This window comes from Pyramidobacter porci, assembly GCF_009695745.1.
Taxonomy (GTDB): domain Bacteria; phylum Synergistota; class Synergistia; order Synergistales; family Dethiosulfovibrionaceae; genus Pyramidobacter; species Pyramidobacter porci.
Window position 1 is genome coordinate 123,190 of record NZ_VUNH01000002.1, and the last position, 14,302, is coordinate 137,491.

Here is a 14,302-nt window from a genome sequence, read left to right on the forward strand (position 1 = left end):
GCTTACGGAAGCTGCGTTAACACCAGAAACGTTCCCCGTGGAACATCTTCGGCCGGCGCGCGAATTCCGCCGGCAGAGCGGCGGTTGACCGCGCCGGAGCGCGGAAAGACGACCGCACGGCCGGCGGCGTGGCCGGCGCCGATCTTTTGTTGATGAAGTACCAGGCGCTGCCGATAAGCGCTGCCGTCAGGAGCACGGCGATGGCGACGCGGAGCGCCGAGATCGGCGACTTGCCGCCGACCCGTCCGGTCTGTCCGTTGACCATGAAGTTGTAGACCTTGCCGTTGTAGCGGAACGACGACAGCCACACCGGCAGCAGCAGATACTTGAACTTGAGGTCGTCGTAACTGGTCTGTACGTTGACGTTGGCGACCGTGTCGGCGCGGCATTCGTAGCGGATCTTCTGCTCGACTTGGCGTTCGAGATGGTCGTGGATCTCCTCGCGGCCCTGTTCCCAGCCGTCGTTGAGGCCGACGGAGTAGCGTTCGGCGGCGTAGCCGGCCAGGTATCGGGGGTTATAAGCGACGTTGGCCTCAGTGTCGAAGGGCAGAATCTCGTTCAGGATCGAGGCGTCGTGGCGCGCCGTGGCGAGCACGGGATGGTCGTTGACGAATTCGCTGTAATCGCCGGAAGTGTAGTACCAGTCGGTGACCGTGCGGGTTTTGCCGTCCGCTTCCCTGACCGTGCGGTAGATGCCGTAGCGCCCATCGTACTCGGACTCGGTCTGCGTGTCGAAGGTCCAGTAAGGCAGATAGACGCCGTGGAAGGCTTCGGGACGCGCCTTCTGCTTGGCCAGCGACGGGCAGAACAGTTTGCCGGCGATCCAGCGCTTGAAGTTCGTGCCGGCGGTCTTCTTGTCGATCTTGAACGGGCAGACGCCGCCGGGGGCCATCGTGTCGTCGTCCTGCACCTCCATGACCTGGTTGGAACCGCAGTAAGGGCATTCGTTGGCGACTTCGAGCGCGTCGTAGATCGTTTCCGCACCGCAGGACTCGCAGAGGACCCGTTTTTTGGCGGCTCCCCAGTCGTGACTGGCGCGGTCTTCGGCGTCTTCAAAGTCGATCTCGCGGGCGGCCTCGCCGGCCGCGATCTCTTCGGCGTATTCGCAGTAGGGGCATTTCATGCCGCCCGTGGCGGGATCGAACTCCATGACGCCGCCGCACTGCGGGCATTTCTTGTCGGTCTCGTCCTTGGTTCGGACCCGTACAGGTTCCTGCTCATCCTGAAAGGCCGGTTTTTCTTCCATGAAATTTTCTCCTTTCGAGCGCGATGCGGAAACGCTGCGGAAAATCCTTTATTTGGCGACGTTGTCGTTTTCGTCGAAGGGATCGCCGCACTCTGGGCAGAACTTGGGCGGATGATGGGGATCCTTGGGCTCCCAGCCGCACTTGTCGCACTTGTAGAGCGGTTCGCCGGCGGGCTTTCTGGCGCCGCATTCGGGGCAGAACTTGCCCTTGTTGACGTGGCCGCAGGTCGGGCAGGTCCAGCCTTCGGCCGGAGCCGGCGCGGGCTGAGGGGCGCCGCACTCCGAGCAGAACTTGCCGCGATTGCCGTCGTGTCCGCACGTGCCGCACTTCCAGCCGGCGGGAACGGCAGCCGGCGCCGGCTTCGCGGCCTGCGGGGCGGGGGCTGCGCTCTGCTGCTGCGCGCCCATGGCGAACAGATTGGCCGCGTTCATGCCGCCGGCCTGAGAGGCCATGTTCATGCCCGCGAAGGCGAACATCGGCCCCGTCGCCGTGTTGGAGGCGGCGGCGCGCATGGCGTCGGCCTGCGCCTGGCCGAGATGGGCGGCCATCATGTTGGGATTGCGGAGCACGGCGCTGCGCTGCATCTCCTTGATCATCTTCTCGTCCTCTTCGGACGCCTTGACGGAATTCACGCCGAAAGCCACGATCTCGATGCCGCGCAGGGCCCCCCACTGTTCGGAGAGAATGTCGTTCAGCGCCTTGGCCATCTCCATGGTGTGAGCGGGCAGGGAGCTGTAACGGATGCCCTGTTCGGAAAGACGGGCGAAGGCGGGCTGCAGCGCCGTCAGCAGCTCGGTCTTGAGCTGGCTGTCGATCTGGTCGCGCGTGTAGACTTCGTTCACGTTGCCGCAGACGTTGGTGTAAAACAGCATCGGGTTGGTGATGCGGTAGGAATATTCGCCGTTGCAGCGGATGGCGATGTCGATATCGAGGCCGATGTTGCTGTCGACGACACGGAACGGGACGGGGTTGGCCGTGCCGTAGCGATTGCCCATGATCTCCTTGGTGTTGAAGTAGTAGACGCGCTGCTCTTTGGGGGCTTCGCCGCCGAAGGAAATGCGCTTGCCGATGGTCTTGAAGCTTTCCTTAAGGCCGTGCCCGAGCCCGCCGTAGAAGATGCTCGGCTCGCTGGAGGTGTCGTAGACGAACTCGCCCGGTTCGGCGCAGAGCTCGACGACTTTGCCCTGGTCGACGACGATCATGCACTGGCCGTCGGCCACGGAGATGATCGAACCGTTGCTGATGATGTTGTCGCCGCCCTTGTTGTTGCCGCGCTTGCCCTTGCGTTTGTAGCCGCGTTCGACGAGCACGTCGCGGTCCATGGCGTCGCAGTAGAAGTATTCGCGCCACTGGTCGGAAAGCACGTCTCCCATGGCGCCGCCGATCGCTTTGAAAAGTCCCATTTTCAGCACCCCTCTCAGATTTCTTTCTCAAGTTTTCCCGAGAAATTATTCTTTATTAACATCATCGTAAGATTAACATAAAAAGCCGTTTCATGCACGGGGTTTTTGTCGGTTTTCGAGGCTTTCCCGTTTTTGAAAAATGAAAAACGCGCGCGGAAAAAAGACAGCCTGATCGACGTTCTTGCCGCTATCATAAGCGCGCCGCCGCGAGAAGACATCACCCGAAGGGGTGAAAGTCGCACCGCGGACGAACGCAGCGGCGCGGAAAGATTTTTTTCGTCCCGCGCGGAACGAAAAAAAACGCCCCGCGAAACCCAAACGTTTCGCGGGGCGGAAAGAACATCCCTCACTCGAGCGCGAACGGCAGTTTTTTGTAGATCACGACGACGCCGCCGGAGAAGCCGCGCGTCAGCTTCCCGTTTTCGAACTTGATCTCCGCTTTGCCGAGCAGGTTTTTGAGGTCGAACGCGTAAACGCCGCCCTCGTTCCGCCACATGCCGCAGTCGCGGTTGTCCGCGGAGACCGTGCCGTCGGAACGGATCCAGATGGGGCGCGCGTTGGCGCGGTAGTTGTCGCTGGTGATGCCTTTCGGCATTTCTTCGCCGTTTTTCGTCACGCTTGCGGGCTCCCAGCGGCCGACGAGCGGTTCGCTCTCGGCCGCCGCCGCTTCGGCCGCCAGCAGCTCGCTCATGAAGACGGACTTGAAGCGGCGCTCTTCGCCCTGGCGCGCGTAGATCACGCGCGCGCCGTCGGCAACGAGGTTTTCGATGTGCGCGCCGCGCAGGACGAACTGATAGTTTTCGAACGTCATGACGAAGCTGTTGTTTTCGAGCTTCCAGGAGCCGAACTTTTTGCCGTCGAACAGCGTGCCGTCGGCGCGCACGGAAAGCGGCGTCAGCGGCGCGCGGGCCAGCCGGGCGGCGCGTTCCAACTCGTCGCCCATGGCGTCTTTACCGCCGGCGATCAGTTCCACCGGCGTCCATTCGCCGACGGCGGCGGCCAGCAGCTCGGGATCGCTGGGGAACTCGTTGGGCAGTTTGCGGAAGACGAAATGATAGCCGTCGGCGTCGCGAAAGTTGACGAGGCCGTTGTTCTCGACCCAGAGGCGGCCGCTCATGTCGCCGAGGGTGTAACCGCCTTTGCCGTCGGGTTTCCACGTCTCGTCGCGCGGCTCGAAGCGGTAGGTGCCGTCGGTGCTGAAGGTGACGGTGCGCAGGCGGCCGGCGGCGGCTTCTTCCATTTCGGCTCCGGTCAGCGTGCGGCCGTTCACGCGCAGCTCGGCGGGGACCCACGTGCCGGCCAGTCTGCCGACGGCGATCAGGCGCGTCACCGCGGCGGCGGCGTCTTTCTGCTCCTGCGCCTGGCGGCGGATAGCGGCGAAGCGCGCGTGGTAACGTTTGGCGGGGCCGTCGGCAAAGGCAATGCTTTGCAGGATGGCCATGGTCTCCACGTCGGGGAGGATGCCCTTGCGCAGCAGTTCGCCGATCTGTTCGGGCTTCAGCGCCGTCTGCGCGTCGGGGCCGAGCAGCGGGCGCTCCAGGATGGAGATGTTCATGGCGTCGCGGAACTCGTTGTGGGCCGGTTCTTCCTTGCGGGGCCAGTCGGCCCACAGGATCATGTCGTACTGCGTGCCGGGGACACGCTTGTCCTGATATTTCGACGGCGTCACGTAGAACGTGAAGGGAATGTCGTCGATCAGCGCGGACTGCAGCGGCGCGCCCGCTTTTTCCGCGGCGGCGGCGATCTTCTGCTGAAACTCTTCGGGCGAGTGGGAGTAGAGGATCTCCTGCGAGAAGCGCAGCGTCTTGGTGGTGATCTTGCCGGTCGGGGCCTTGAAGTCGAGCCAGCGGTCGGTGTCGAACGTGCCTTTCTTCCAGCCATGCGGCAGCAGGAGCGTGGCGATCTTGCCCCGATATTCGCCGCCCGACTGGATCACTTCGGCCACGGTGACGGCGCCGGCGGCCATGGCCGAAATTGCGGCGAGAAACAGCGCCAGAACGAGGGCGCGCGAGATTTTCATTTTTTGTGCCTCCCCTTTAATATTTCATCGTGTGCCAGCCCGGCGAGCCGCCGTAGGCGACATCGAGATGCGCGACGGAGTCGTTCCAGACGCGGCGCAGCTCGGCCAGGCTTTTGCGCAGGCGGCGCATGTAGGCGGGACCGCCGCCGCTGGAAATGGAATCGCCGGTGTTGAAGGCGGTGGCGGCAACGTTCTTCCAGGTGCGCAGGCTGCCGCCGATGGTGTCGCCGTTGTTCAGGTATTCGATGGTCGTCAGCGCCGTGTCGAGCAAACTGAAGGAATTGAGCAGGATCTTTTCGTCGGCGTCGACGAGGCGCTGGATATTGTCGTAGCCGGGCAGTTTCAGCACGGCTTCTTTCGCCTGGTTGAACGCGTTGTGGGTTATCCTCCATTCCTTCATGAGCGCTTCGAACATGCTTTTCTGCTCGTTCAGTTTCGAGTCGCTGCAGGCGACGATCTGCGAGTCGAGGACGCGCATCTCGTTCTCGAAGTAGGGTTTGGCGCGCAGCTCTTTCTGCACGTATTCGTTCAGGCCGGCGTAGACGACGACGTCGGCGAAACCGACGTTCCAGGGATAGGGGCCGCTCGCTTTCACGCCCTTCAGATCGACGTTGTTCTTCAGCTTTTGGGCGGCGTCGGCGAACTTGCGGTAGGCGGCGTCGTAGCCGTTCATGTGCTCTTTGTAGGCCGGCCCCATCTCTTCGAACCATTGGAAGGAGTCGTTCAGTTTCTTGGCGCGGATGACGGCCGAATTGGCGAGGAGGATGACGATCATGTCGCGGAACGTGGTCCGGCGGAGGAAGGTGTCGTTGTAGCGCTGAAAAGCTTCGGCGATCTCCCGGCAGCGCTGGATCTCCGCCGGCGTGCCGGTGAAATTCAACGAGGGCGAGAACATCGACGGAGAATACATGTAGCTCACGTACTGTCTTAGATTGGCGACGCGGTCGGGATCATGGAAAACTTTGCCGGCGGCGAGAGGGGAGCGGATATTGAGTTCCTGCACGATGTAGCCTTTGCAGAACGCGAGGTCGTATACGGCCGGTTTTTCTTCGGGCGTTCCCGCCGCCGGTTCCTGCGCGGCAGCGGGCAGCGCGGCGCTCAGGCAGAAGATCAGGACGGCGGTCAGACTTTTTCTTTTTACGGGAGGAAACATTTTTCTTCAGCTCCTCTCGGAGGTTAAAAGCGCGGCTGGTAATCGTAGACGTACCAGCGCCCGCCGCCTTCGCGGCGCAGGCGGTGCGGATGCGGCGAACCGACGACTTTGCCGTTTGCGTCCCAGGCGCGGGTCTCGACGACGGCTTCTTCGATCTTCGTGCCGCCGACTTTGTTCAGGGTTTCTTTCTGAGCGGCGTCGAGGAAGAAGTTCTCCAGGTCGTTTTTGTCGTCGAAGCCTTTCAGCACGCTGATCTTCGCCTGGCCGAAGGTGACGTGCACGTACTCGCCGTGGAAGCGCCCCTGATGCAGGTCCCAGTGGTAGGAAAGCAGTTCCTTGCCGGTGTCTTCCTTGTAGGTGTCAGGGTAGATGCACTCGCGGTACAGGTCGTAGTTCTTTTCCTTGATGGCGGCAACGTAGATCTCCATCAGCCGTTCGGGCGAGACGTCCGCTGGAACGGACGTGACGCTGTACCAGCTTTTTTTCCTCTCCGCGACGATGTCTTCGCCGGCGAACGCGCCGCCTGCCTCGCCGTCCGGCGTATGATAGGCCATGACGTGGCCGGGGACGTACAGCGCCACGGGCGTGACCACCCAGCCGTACTGGAAGCCGCCGACTTTTTTCTCGCCGGCTTCGGGGATCTCGGCGGTGATGTCGGTGATTTTGCCGAGCACGGTCCAGCTCTTCACCTCTTCGAGTTCGGTGTCCACCTGGCGGCGGAAGCGCTTGGCGGCCTCGTAAGGGCCAAGCCAGGCGCGGCTGCCGATGTCGACGAAGTAATAGCCGGCGGACGGCTTGCCGGCGAAAACGTACTCGCCGGTCGCGCCGTAGAACTGATGCTGAGGGTACTGGACGTCGTCGAGAAGGACGTATTTGCCTTCCAGGTCGCTGACGGCGGTCTGTTTGGCGTCGGGCGCGGGGAAGGGCGTGTCGATCAGCGTGTCCCGATGCTCGGCGAGTTTCTCGTCCCACGCTTTTTTGCCCAGCGCGGCGATCTCGCGGCGCAGTTTTTCTTCCGTCTGCAGGTAGGCTGTCATCTCCGGCGTGATTTGGATGTAGTCCCCCTTGCTTTTCATCAGCGCGCTTTTGACGCGCTGGAACAGCTCTTCGACCTGGGGATCGTCGGGGTACTGGAGCTTGAGCGCCTGCACGCGGCTGAGCGCGTCCTGCTTGCCGCGCCAGACCATCTTTTCGCCGCCGCGCTGGCGTTCCACCTCTTTCTCGAACTCGCGCACGTAGTATTCGGCGTGTCCGATCAGATGCTCCTTGCTGACCGCCCCCGCGGGCGCGGCGTTCAGCGCTCCGGCGCAGACGGCCGCGGCGGTGAAGAGCAGCAGCGATTTCCTTTTCACGTTCATTCGCTGTGAGACCTCCTCGTGATGAATTGGATGGGCGTCAAAATTTATAGCCTTAACAAATTTTAGTGAGAAATATGTTATCATGAACGAGTTAAAAAATCACGGTGCATAAATATTTGAACTCTGATAGAATAATGCGTATGGAAGAAATTTGCTTTCTTCATCCGCGATGTGTTCCGAAGACGAGGAGCGCGCGACGCGGCGAAAAAACTCGAACGCCGGGCGGAGGCGAAGGATATGGTTCGAATCATGATCGTCGAGGATCAGACGATGGTGCGCGACGCGCTGAAAAACAGTCTGGACGGCGTCGGGGATTTCCGCGTCATCGCCGCCATCGCCGACGCGGCGCTGGCGGAACTGTACTGCGAGAGGACGTCTCCCGATCTTGTGCTGATGGACGTGTGCACCGAGAACGATTCCAGCGGTCTGGACGCGGCGGCGGCGATCAAGAAGCGTTTCCCGCGGGTGCGCGTAGTGATGATGACGGGGCTACCGGAGGTGACGTTCGTCGAACGGGCTCGCGAGGCGGGAGCCGACAGCTTCGTTTACAAGGATCTGGGCGTGGACGGCCTGGCCAGAGTGATCCGCGACACCTGCGCGGGCAAAAGCGTGTATCCGGGACGGCGCGAGGAAGCGCTCAACTTCGGCGAGCTGACGCGGCGCGAGCGCGAGGTGCTGGTGCTGATCTGCGACGGGCTGTCGCGGCGGGAGATCGCCGAGCGGCTGAACATCACGATCAACTCGGTGAAGACGCATTTCTCGAACATCCTTTCGAAAACGGGCTACGAGAGCGTCGCCAAGCTGGCGATCTTCGCCGTTTCCAACGGCTTCATCAACACGAAAATATGAAACGGGAGCTTCGAGCGAATCGGAGATCCCGTTTTTTTACGCTTCGTTCTCTTCCGGCGGCAGCTTCACGGTCACGGTGAAGCGCGGGGAAGTCGCGATCTCCAGCGTGCCGCCCGCTTCGGCGGCGAGGCGGCGCATGCCGGCGAGCCCCTGGTTTTCCCGCAACGGAGCGGCGGCGTCGTAGGCCGTTCCGTCGTTGACGACGCGCATGACCAGCCCCCGCGCGTTCCGTTCGAGGCGCGCGGCGACGCGCGCGGCCCCCGCGTGCTTGACGGCGTTGGTCGACGCTTCGCGCAGGATCTTGATCAGCGCCGCAGCCTGCCGTTCGTCGCGGGGAAGCCGGCCTTCCACGGTCAGCTCGACGCCGACGAAGCCGAACGACCGCTGCAGGTCGGCCAGCAGCCGCGCGGCGGGCGCCGTGACGTCGGCGCGCAGGTCGTCGATCAGGCCGGATATGAGCGGCAGAAAACGTCCGAGATCGCGGAGATTCTCGCCGCCGCGCTGCAGGTACTGCTGCATCAGATAGATGCGGTGTCCCGCCATGTCGTGGATGCGGCCCTGCAGGCGCGCCAGCTCCTGCTCCCTCTTGACGGCGGCGAGCGCCGCTCCGGCTTCGCGCAGCGCTTCGGCGCGCGCGGCCAGTTCTTCGTGAAGCTTTTGCAGCTCGCGCGTGAGCCGGTCGGTCTCGGTCACGCAGGCGGCGAAAATCGCGCTGAACGCGCGCCCTTTCACGTCGAGCAGGCGGCGCGAAAATTCCCACGACTGGCCGCCGGCGCGGAACAGCAGTGCGTCCGCGAGCGCGATCCGCTCGACGCCCTCGCGAAGAGCGCCGCCGTTCAGCGCCTGCCAGAACGCCTCGCCGTCGCGCAGCGGCCGGGCCGTGAGCGTTTCGGCCAGAAGCAGCATCTGCCGATTGGCGAGCACGGGGCGTCCGGCGGGATCGCTGAACAAAATCCCGTCCGGCAGCCGGTCGAGGGCTTCCTTGATCGACGCGCGCGTGACGGAACGGCGGCGTTCGCGCCGCTCGCGCGCGTCGCGCCATGCGGCTCGCAGCGCGAAGAACAGCAGCCCGAGGACGAACAGCGGCGCGAAAAAGCGCGCGCGGTCGAAGCAGGGCAGCGAAGCCGCCGCGAAAAACGCTCCGGACAGATCGGCCGGCCGCCGCGAAACGGCGCCGAGGAAGATGAGCGGGACTGCGGCCAGCCACCGCCACGGCGCCAGCGGAGCGACGGCCTCCGTCCCCGCGTAGCCGCGGCAGTGGACGGTCAGCAGCAGCGCGAACGCGCCCAGCAGATAGAAACCGATAAAGAACTCTGCGAAGCGGGCGGCGCGCAGGCCGGGACGTTCGCGCTGCAAGCCCAGCTCCAGCGACAGAAAAACTTCGAACAGCAGCGCCAGAGCGGCCAGCCCCATCAGGGCGATGCGGAAAAAAGCGCCGGACGCCAGCAGTTCGCTCATGGGCGCGCCTCCTTCCCGGGAGGAGCCAGCGGCAGGCGGCAGGTTGCGTACAGGCTCTCCTCGTCGCGTTCGAGACGGTACGTGCCGCCCAGGCGGCGCAGCGTGTCCCGCAGCGGCGGCGGCAAAAGCGCCGCTTCGTCGGGCGGCTGTGAGCTTTCGATCACGAGGCGCAGTTCCAGCTCGCCGCCGGCGCGCCGCAGGCGCATCAGCAGCGACGCGGGTGCGGCCGTCAGGCAGCTTTCCAGCGCCTCTTCGAACAGATCGTAGACGAGCATTCCCGTCCGCGCCGGCACGCTGCCGCTTTCGGCGCAGAACGGGGCGCATTCCACGCCGGTCTGGGCGGCGCAGCGGGCCGATTCCATGGCGGCCTGCATGATCTCGGCCAGCGGCAGCCGGTTCGACTGTTTGCTTTTCAGGAACAGATGGCTCTTGCGCTTCACGGCGCAGATCAGCACGCCCAGACGGGCGAGAGCGCGGCGGACCGTTTCGCGCTCGGCTTCGGCGGGGCGCTCGGGAACGGCCGCGAGAAGCCGGCGTGCCGCTTCGATCTTGTCCTGCATGCGGCGTTCGACTTCGGCGCAGAGGCGGTTCTGCCAGCGCAGTTCCAGCAGGCGGCCGCGGATGCGGTTGCGCTGCGCCAGCAGGCGGTTGCCGCGCTCGCGCTCGCGCGTCAGTTCGCGCAGCTCATCCTGCAGCGCCAGCAGCGCGCTTACGTCCTCCTCCCACAGCACCGAGCCGCCGCGCAGCGGCCACGAGCGGCGCTGCGTCCCCGGCGGCGCGTCCGCGCCCGGACGGGGCGGAGCGAGGCGGGTTCGGTAGACGGTCGTTCCCCGTTCGTCCTCAATCCACATCCGCGCCGGGGCGAGCGCGAACAGTTCCTCGTAGCGGCTGTTGCAGGGAAGCACGCCGCTGCGCAGACAGCTTTCCCAGAAGATAAAGACCGCGACGGCCGCGGCGAAAATAAAGCCGCCGCCCGGCAGCCACGCCGGCCGTTTGACGAAATACAGCCAGACGTAGAGCGCGAAAGCGACGAGGATCGCGATCGGCGCGGCGGCGCGGCGGGCGCGGGCCGGCGAGGCGGCGTTTTTGATCAATCCGGCGGCGAAGCACAGCGTCGAGAGCGCGATCCAGCCGACGAGGATTTTTTTCGCCCCCGCGGCCAGCGGCAGGACCGCCGCCAGCCACAGCGCCAGCGAAACCGTCAGGTGGAGCGTCAGCGCCCGGTCCAGCGGCGGCGCGTCGAGCGGCTGCGAGGAAACGCGCAGGATCATCAGATCGAGCCACGGCAGCAGCGCGAAGATCAGCCAACTGACAACGTCCATGCCGCGCAGCGCCGCCGTCTGCATGAGGCGGTATGCCTGCCACCGGTCGCGGGCCATGGGCAGATTGAACGCCGCCAAAAACTGCGTCGCCCGCAGCGCGATCCAGAAAAACAGCAGCAGCGCCGTTCCCTGCATGCCGCGGCGCAGCGCCGGATGAACGACGCGGCGCTGCAGCGACCAGCTCCATCCGCACAGGACCGCGAGAAAAAGCAGATGCCCCAGCCCCTGCCCGACGCCGCCTTCCAGTGCCGTCATGGTCGTCTCACCTCCGTGCGGCGAAATTTCTTTTTCTGGAGCTTATCCTATCACGGCGCGGCGGAAAAGCATCACCCGAAGAGGTGATTTCGGCATCGGGCTGAAGCTCCCTTAAATCAATACATCGGCTTATCATAAACGATAAAATGCTTTACGTGGAACATTCGCGGTCTCGACCTTGCGGTTTCTTCCCCGTACGGCGCTCAATGCGCAAAGGCGAACGACCGATCGACAGCTGCCCGATACCGATTTTCGACGAAAAAAGGTTGAGCCCGAAGAGGCGGTATTTTCCTATTTGTAGTCTTTGAATTATCGAAACTGCGTCAATTCGTGCGCGGATAACTCGAGTCCCATTCGTGATCGTTCCTGATCTGCGAGTCGGTAAGCATGAAGTAGTCGCGGATGATTTCCTCCGGCGAGTCGGGCAGCGGGTCGTCGAATGTCACGTCAATGTGACGCCAGCGTCCGCCGAGGCGGACCATGTTCCATGCGTGCGGTTCGGCAGGCTTGCCGCCCTTTCCGTGCACAAGAATGCATTCTACGCCTGACAGCCGGCACATCAGCTGAAAAGCGGAGGCGTAGCTTTCACAGATACCTTCTTTGTCGACCAGAACGGAATGGGCTTCGCGGTCGGGCGTTTGATGATAATCGTCGAGGTTTGCGCCTTTAGTGCGGTAGCGTGGACGATCGCTGTAGCGTGCCGAGGCGACGAGAAAATCATGAAAGCCTTTGATCAGCGTAAGCCGGTCACGGTCGCCGCCGGAGCTTGCGAGCGTATCGATCAGAGCCCAGGCGGCCATGACGGTTTCCCGGTCGCGCTCGCTCAGCTCGGACCACACCTCCGGATTTTGCGCGCCGCGCCAGCAACGATACCAGTCATAATAGACAAGCCGCAGGTGGAGCTTTTCGTCATCGTAATCAAAATGATAACTTTTGATGATCCAGTCGAACATGAGCTCTCCGAGATATTTCTCGATGGCGCTTTCGTGAAGATTGGCGCTGATGGGAATGGTGATTTCCCTCTCCAGCATGCGAACGTGCGGTTCCAGCGCGGTTTTCAGCTGAACGTAGTTGCCTGGGGGCGCGTTTTTGACGCGACGATCCTGTTTTTGTGACAGGTCTTCGGTGGTGGGGGTGAGGGGATTATCGAGCAACTGGGTCAGCCAGGAAATATGGGGCGCTGGCGGCGTTTCCCGATTGGTCGTTTTCGTTGTCCCTCGGGCGCGGAACCATGAAGGCAGCAGCAGGCTTTCCGTGTCGTGCCGCGGTTGGGCCGATGTGTACCAGTCCGGCAGCCCACCGCTCAGTTTGGCGCGTTTTTCGGGCGGCGGCGCAGGGATGACAAGTTTTTTGTCCTGCTGCCAGATATTGCCGATGGATCTCGCAAATTCGGCAATGTCAAGTTCCGGCGGCTTGGCACGCTGTTTGGCAAACCATGGGGGCAGCACTGCCTTGAGGGGCAGCGCCGCCGTTTCTTCGCCAAAATAGTCGCGCATCAGGGAAGCCGTGTGCTCCTCTAGAAACCAGCGCGGCGCGATGGCGATGGTTTCAAGGTCACTATGCTTCTGGACGAACCACGCCGGCAGTACGGGCCTGATTTCCAGCGCCGGCGAAGAAGTGACCAGACTGAAAAAAAGAGTCGAAAGGCAGAGAGATTTTTTCATGGCGTTCGCCTATCGTCTCAGCGTCAGCGTGTACTCTTCGCCATCGCCGACATCGAGCGGGCGGAAGACGACGACGCGTCGGTTGTTGCCCGGGCAGGCCTGGTCTTCGCTGTAGGCGAAGCCCTCGGCGCGGACGAAGCGCACCTGGGCGCCTGCCATATCGTCTCCGTCCCAGGTGTGCTTCATGCCGACTTCTTCGGCATAATAGAAAATCACGTCGATGCTGCTTTTCAGGTTGTAAACGGCGCTTTTGTCCGGTTCGATGGCTGCCCAGCCCATGGTTTTCCAGCGGGCGCTCGGATCGTCGTACCATGAGATGGCGACAAAAATCGGGGCCGGATTTTTATTGACGACGATAAACTTTTCCAGCGCCGCAGCCTGCCGCGGCAGGACGAGCGGGCAGAGAAGCGTCAGGGCGAGGAAAAAACGAAGATTTTTTTTCATGGCGCGGATCCCGCACGGCTATTTCATCTGAATCGAATCAAAAACCGCCGCCGCGGAATCGCTCTGTTCCCCCCAGATAGTGATCACGGCGCACTCTCCTTCTTCACCGGAGCCGTAAATCTGGACGTACAGCGGAGTGCCGTCGACTTCGGCGGCGTAGTCGTAACTTTCGTCGCCAAGCTCTTCAAAATCCTCGCCTTCCATTTCCTTACAGGCGGCTTCGGCTATTTCCCTGACGCTGTGCCCTTCGGTCGGGGCTTTCGCGACGGTGACGATCGTATCGCGCTTGGGCGAGGCGAGAATGACCGCAGGGGCCTGCTTTTTCATGGTCCAGCCCGAAGGGATGTCGGCGACGAAAAAGCCTCCGTCAACTTCCTTGGCGTAGACGGCCGGAGCTAGAAGCGTAAAAAAAAGAATGACGATGAATAATTTTTTCATAAAAAGAGCCTCCTTAAAGAAGTATATGCAGCGATGGCGGAAAAAGGTTTTTCCCAAATGAAAACCGTGAATATCTTAGCACCTTTGCGCGCGGTCGCCAAAAATCGCTCATTTAAAAAGGGCCTCCCCGCCGGGAGGTCCTGACTGTTTCTCTATTTGAACGCAATGGAATTGAACACGTCGGTGGCTGTGTCGCTCCCGTGATCGCCGATGATGGTGATGCAGCCGTACACGCCGCCGCCGAGGTCGAAAACTTGGGCGTACAGGGGCTGCCCGTTGGCCGCGCCGGTGTATTCCCAGGCTTCGCCCTCGCCCTCCATCCTGACGAGGTCCTGAGAGCCGTGCGCTTCAGCCATGCGGGATGCGGCGTCATGCAAGGGCGTGCCCGCCGCGGGCATTTTCGTCACCGTGAAGACGATCGCTTTGTCGGGAGACGCAAGCGCGGCGGAGTTTTCGCCGTCCGCCTGGAGCGTCCAGCCTGCGGACGGCGTCTCGACGGTGAAAAATCCGGCGTCGACTGCGGCGGCGGACGCCATCGCGGCCATCGCCAGCGTCGCCGCGAGCGCGAGAATTTTTTTCATGGAAGGTCCCTCCTCAAAAGGTCACGACACTCCGGCCGCGCGGCCGGAGTTTTCGGATTCCCGATCTACGGCTGTAATCATATCACGCCGGCGCGCTTCGCGAAAAGACG

12 protein-coding genes are annotated in these 14,302 nt (G+C 62.7%); 1 reads left to right on the top strand and 11 read right to left on the bottom strand.

Going from position 1 to position 14,302, the window contains the following annotated elements:
* Window positions 1-16: 16 nt before the first annotated feature.
* The 5 genes from FYJ74_RS02465 to FYJ74_RS02485 all read right to left on the bottom strand — a co-directional run bounded on the left by FYJ74_RS02465 (window position 17) and on the right by FYJ74_RS02485 (window position 7,181).
* Window positions 17-1,246 carry a hypothetical protein gene (locus FYJ74_RS02465; RefSeq protein ID WP_154528027.1) on the bottom strand — a complete coding sequence of 410 codons (1,230 nt, stop codon included), beginning with the start codon at window positions 1,244-1,246 and terminating at the stop codon, window positions 17-19.
* Window positions 1,247-1,294: 48 nt separating this feature from the next.
* Window positions 1,295-2,650, bottom strand: a complete 1,356-nt coding sequence (locus tag FYJ74_RS02470) for an SPFH domain-containing protein (RefSeq protein ID WP_154528028.1) — start codon at window positions 2,648-2,650, stop codon at window positions 1,295-1,297.
* Between the two features lie 346 nt (window positions 2,651-2,996).
* Window positions 2,997-4,670 (bottom strand): hypothetical protein, encoded by a 1,674-nt coding sequence (locus FYJ74_RS02475; protein WP_154528029.1) that lies wholly within the window; start codon window positions 4,668-4,670, stop codon window positions 2,997-2,999.
* Window positions 4,671-4,686: 16 nt separating this feature from the next.
* The gene (locus FYJ74_RS02480) at window positions 4,687-5,823 is read right to left on the bottom strand and encodes a hypothetical protein (protein ID WP_154528030.1); all 1,137 of its coding nucleotides are present in this window, start codon (window positions 5,821-5,823) and stop codon (window positions 4,687-4,689) included.
* 23 nt (window positions 5,824-5,846) lie between these two features.
* A complete protein-coding gene (locus FYJ74_RS02485; protein ID WP_154528031.1) occupies window positions 5,847-7,181 on the bottom strand; it encodes a hypothetical protein in 1,335 nt (444 codons plus the stop codon).
* Between the two features lie 237 nt (window positions 7,182-7,418).
* On the opposite strand from FYJ74_RS02485, the gene FYJ74_RS02490 reads away from it, so the two are divergent.
* Window positions 7,419-8,030, top strand: a complete 612-nt coding sequence (locus tag FYJ74_RS02490) for a response regulator transcription factor (RefSeq protein ID WP_154528032.1) — start codon at window positions 7,419-7,421, stop codon at window positions 8,028-8,030.
* A gap of 36 nt (window positions 8,031-8,066) precedes the next feature.
* On the opposite strand, the gene FYJ74_RS02495 is transcribed toward FYJ74_RS02490, so the two are convergent.
* The 6 genes from FYJ74_RS02495 to FYJ74_RS02520 all read right to left on the bottom strand — a co-directional run bounded on the left by FYJ74_RS02495 (window position 8,067) and on the right by FYJ74_RS02520 (window position 14,192).
* Window positions 8,067-9,488, bottom strand: a complete 1,422-nt coding sequence (locus tag FYJ74_RS02495) for a sensor histidine kinase (protein WP_154528033.1) — start codon at window positions 9,486-9,488, stop codon at window positions 8,067-8,069.
* Window positions 9,485-11,065, bottom strand: a complete 1,581-nt coding sequence (locus FYJ74_RS02500; protein ID WP_154528034.1) for a hypothetical protein — start codon at window positions 11,063-11,065, stop codon at window positions 9,485-9,487. Before FYJ74_RS02500 ends, FYJ74_RS02495 begins: the two co-directional genes overlap by 4 nt.
* Before the next feature lie 323 nt (window positions 11,066-11,388).
* A complete protein-coding gene (locus tag FYJ74_RS02505) occupies window positions 11,389-12,729 on the bottom strand; it encodes a transglutaminase domain-containing protein (RefSeq protein ID WP_154528035.1) in 1,341 nt (446 codons plus the stop codon).
* 9 nt (window positions 12,730-12,738) lie between these two features.
* Window positions 12,739-13,173: a DUF1036 domain-containing protein gene (locus tag FYJ74_RS02510; protein WP_120371543.1), complete on the bottom strand. Its 435-nt coding sequence runs from the start codon at window positions 13,171-13,173 to the stop codon at window positions 12,739-12,741.
* An 18-nt stretch (window positions 13,174-13,191) separates the two neighbouring features.
* Window positions 13,192-13,611 (bottom strand): hypothetical protein, encoded by a 420-nt coding sequence (locus FYJ74_RS02515; RefSeq protein WP_120371542.1) that lies wholly within the window; start codon window positions 13,609-13,611, stop codon window positions 13,192-13,194.
* Window positions 13,612-13,763: 152 nt separating this feature from the next.
* Complete coding sequence (locus FYJ74_RS02520) at window positions 13,764-14,192, bottom strand: hypothetical protein (protein WP_154528036.1); 429 nt, start codon at window positions 14,190-14,192, stop codon at window positions 13,764-13,766.
* Window positions 14,193-14,302: the final 110 nt, after the last annotated feature.

Excerpts from the sequence above, each read along its gene's own strand:
- FYJ74_RS02470 (WP_154528028.1), bottom strand. The coding sequence starts at position 2,650 with ATGGGACTTTTCAAAGCGATCGGCGGCGCCATGGGAGACGTGCTTTCC.
- FYJ74_RS02475 (WP_154528029.1), bottom strand. The coding sequence starts at position 4,670 with ATGAAAATCTCGCGCGCCCTCGTTCTGGCGCTGTTTCTCGCCGCAATT.
- FYJ74_RS02510 (WP_120371543.1), bottom strand. The coding sequence starts at position 13,173 with ATGAAAAAAAATCTTCGTTTTTTCCTCGCCCTGACGCTTCTCTGCCCG.
- FYJ74_RS02480 (WP_154528030.1), bottom strand. The coding sequence starts at position 5,823 with ATGTTTCCTCCCGTAAAAAGAAAAAGTCTGACCGCCGTCCTGATCTTC.
- FYJ74_RS02515 (WP_120371542.1), bottom strand. The coding sequence starts at position 13,611 with ATGAAAAAATTATTCATCGTCATTCTTTTTTTTACGCTTCTAGCTCCG.
- FYJ74_RS02465 (WP_154528027.1), bottom strand. The coding sequence starts at position 1,246 with ATGGAAGAAAAACCGGCCTTTCAGGATGAGCAGGAACCTGTACGGGTC.
- FYJ74_RS02505 (WP_154528035.1), bottom strand. The coding sequence starts at position 12,729 with ATGAAAAAATCTCTCTGCCTTTCGACTCTTTTTTTCAGTCTGGTCACT.
- FYJ74_RS02520 (WP_154528036.1), bottom strand. The coding sequence starts at position 14,192 with ATGAAAAAAATTCTCGCGCTCGCGGCGACGCTGGCGATGGCCGCGATG.
- FYJ74_RS02485 (WP_154528031.1), bottom strand. The coding sequence starts at position 7,181 with ATGAACGTGAAAAGGAAATCGCTGCTGCTCTTCACCGCCGCGGCCGTC.
- FYJ74_RS02495 (WP_154528033.1), bottom strand. The coding sequence starts at position 9,488 with ATGAGCGAACTGCTGGCGTCCGGCGCTTTTTTCCGCATCGCCCTGATG.
- FYJ74_RS02490 (WP_154528032.1), top strand. The coding sequence starts at position 7,419 with ATGGTTCGAATCATGATCGTCGAGGATCAGACGATGGTGCGCGACGCG.
- FYJ74_RS02500 (WP_154528034.1), bottom strand. The coding sequence starts at position 11,065 with ATGACGGCACTGGAAGGCGGCGTCGGGCAGGGGCTGGGGCATCTGCTT.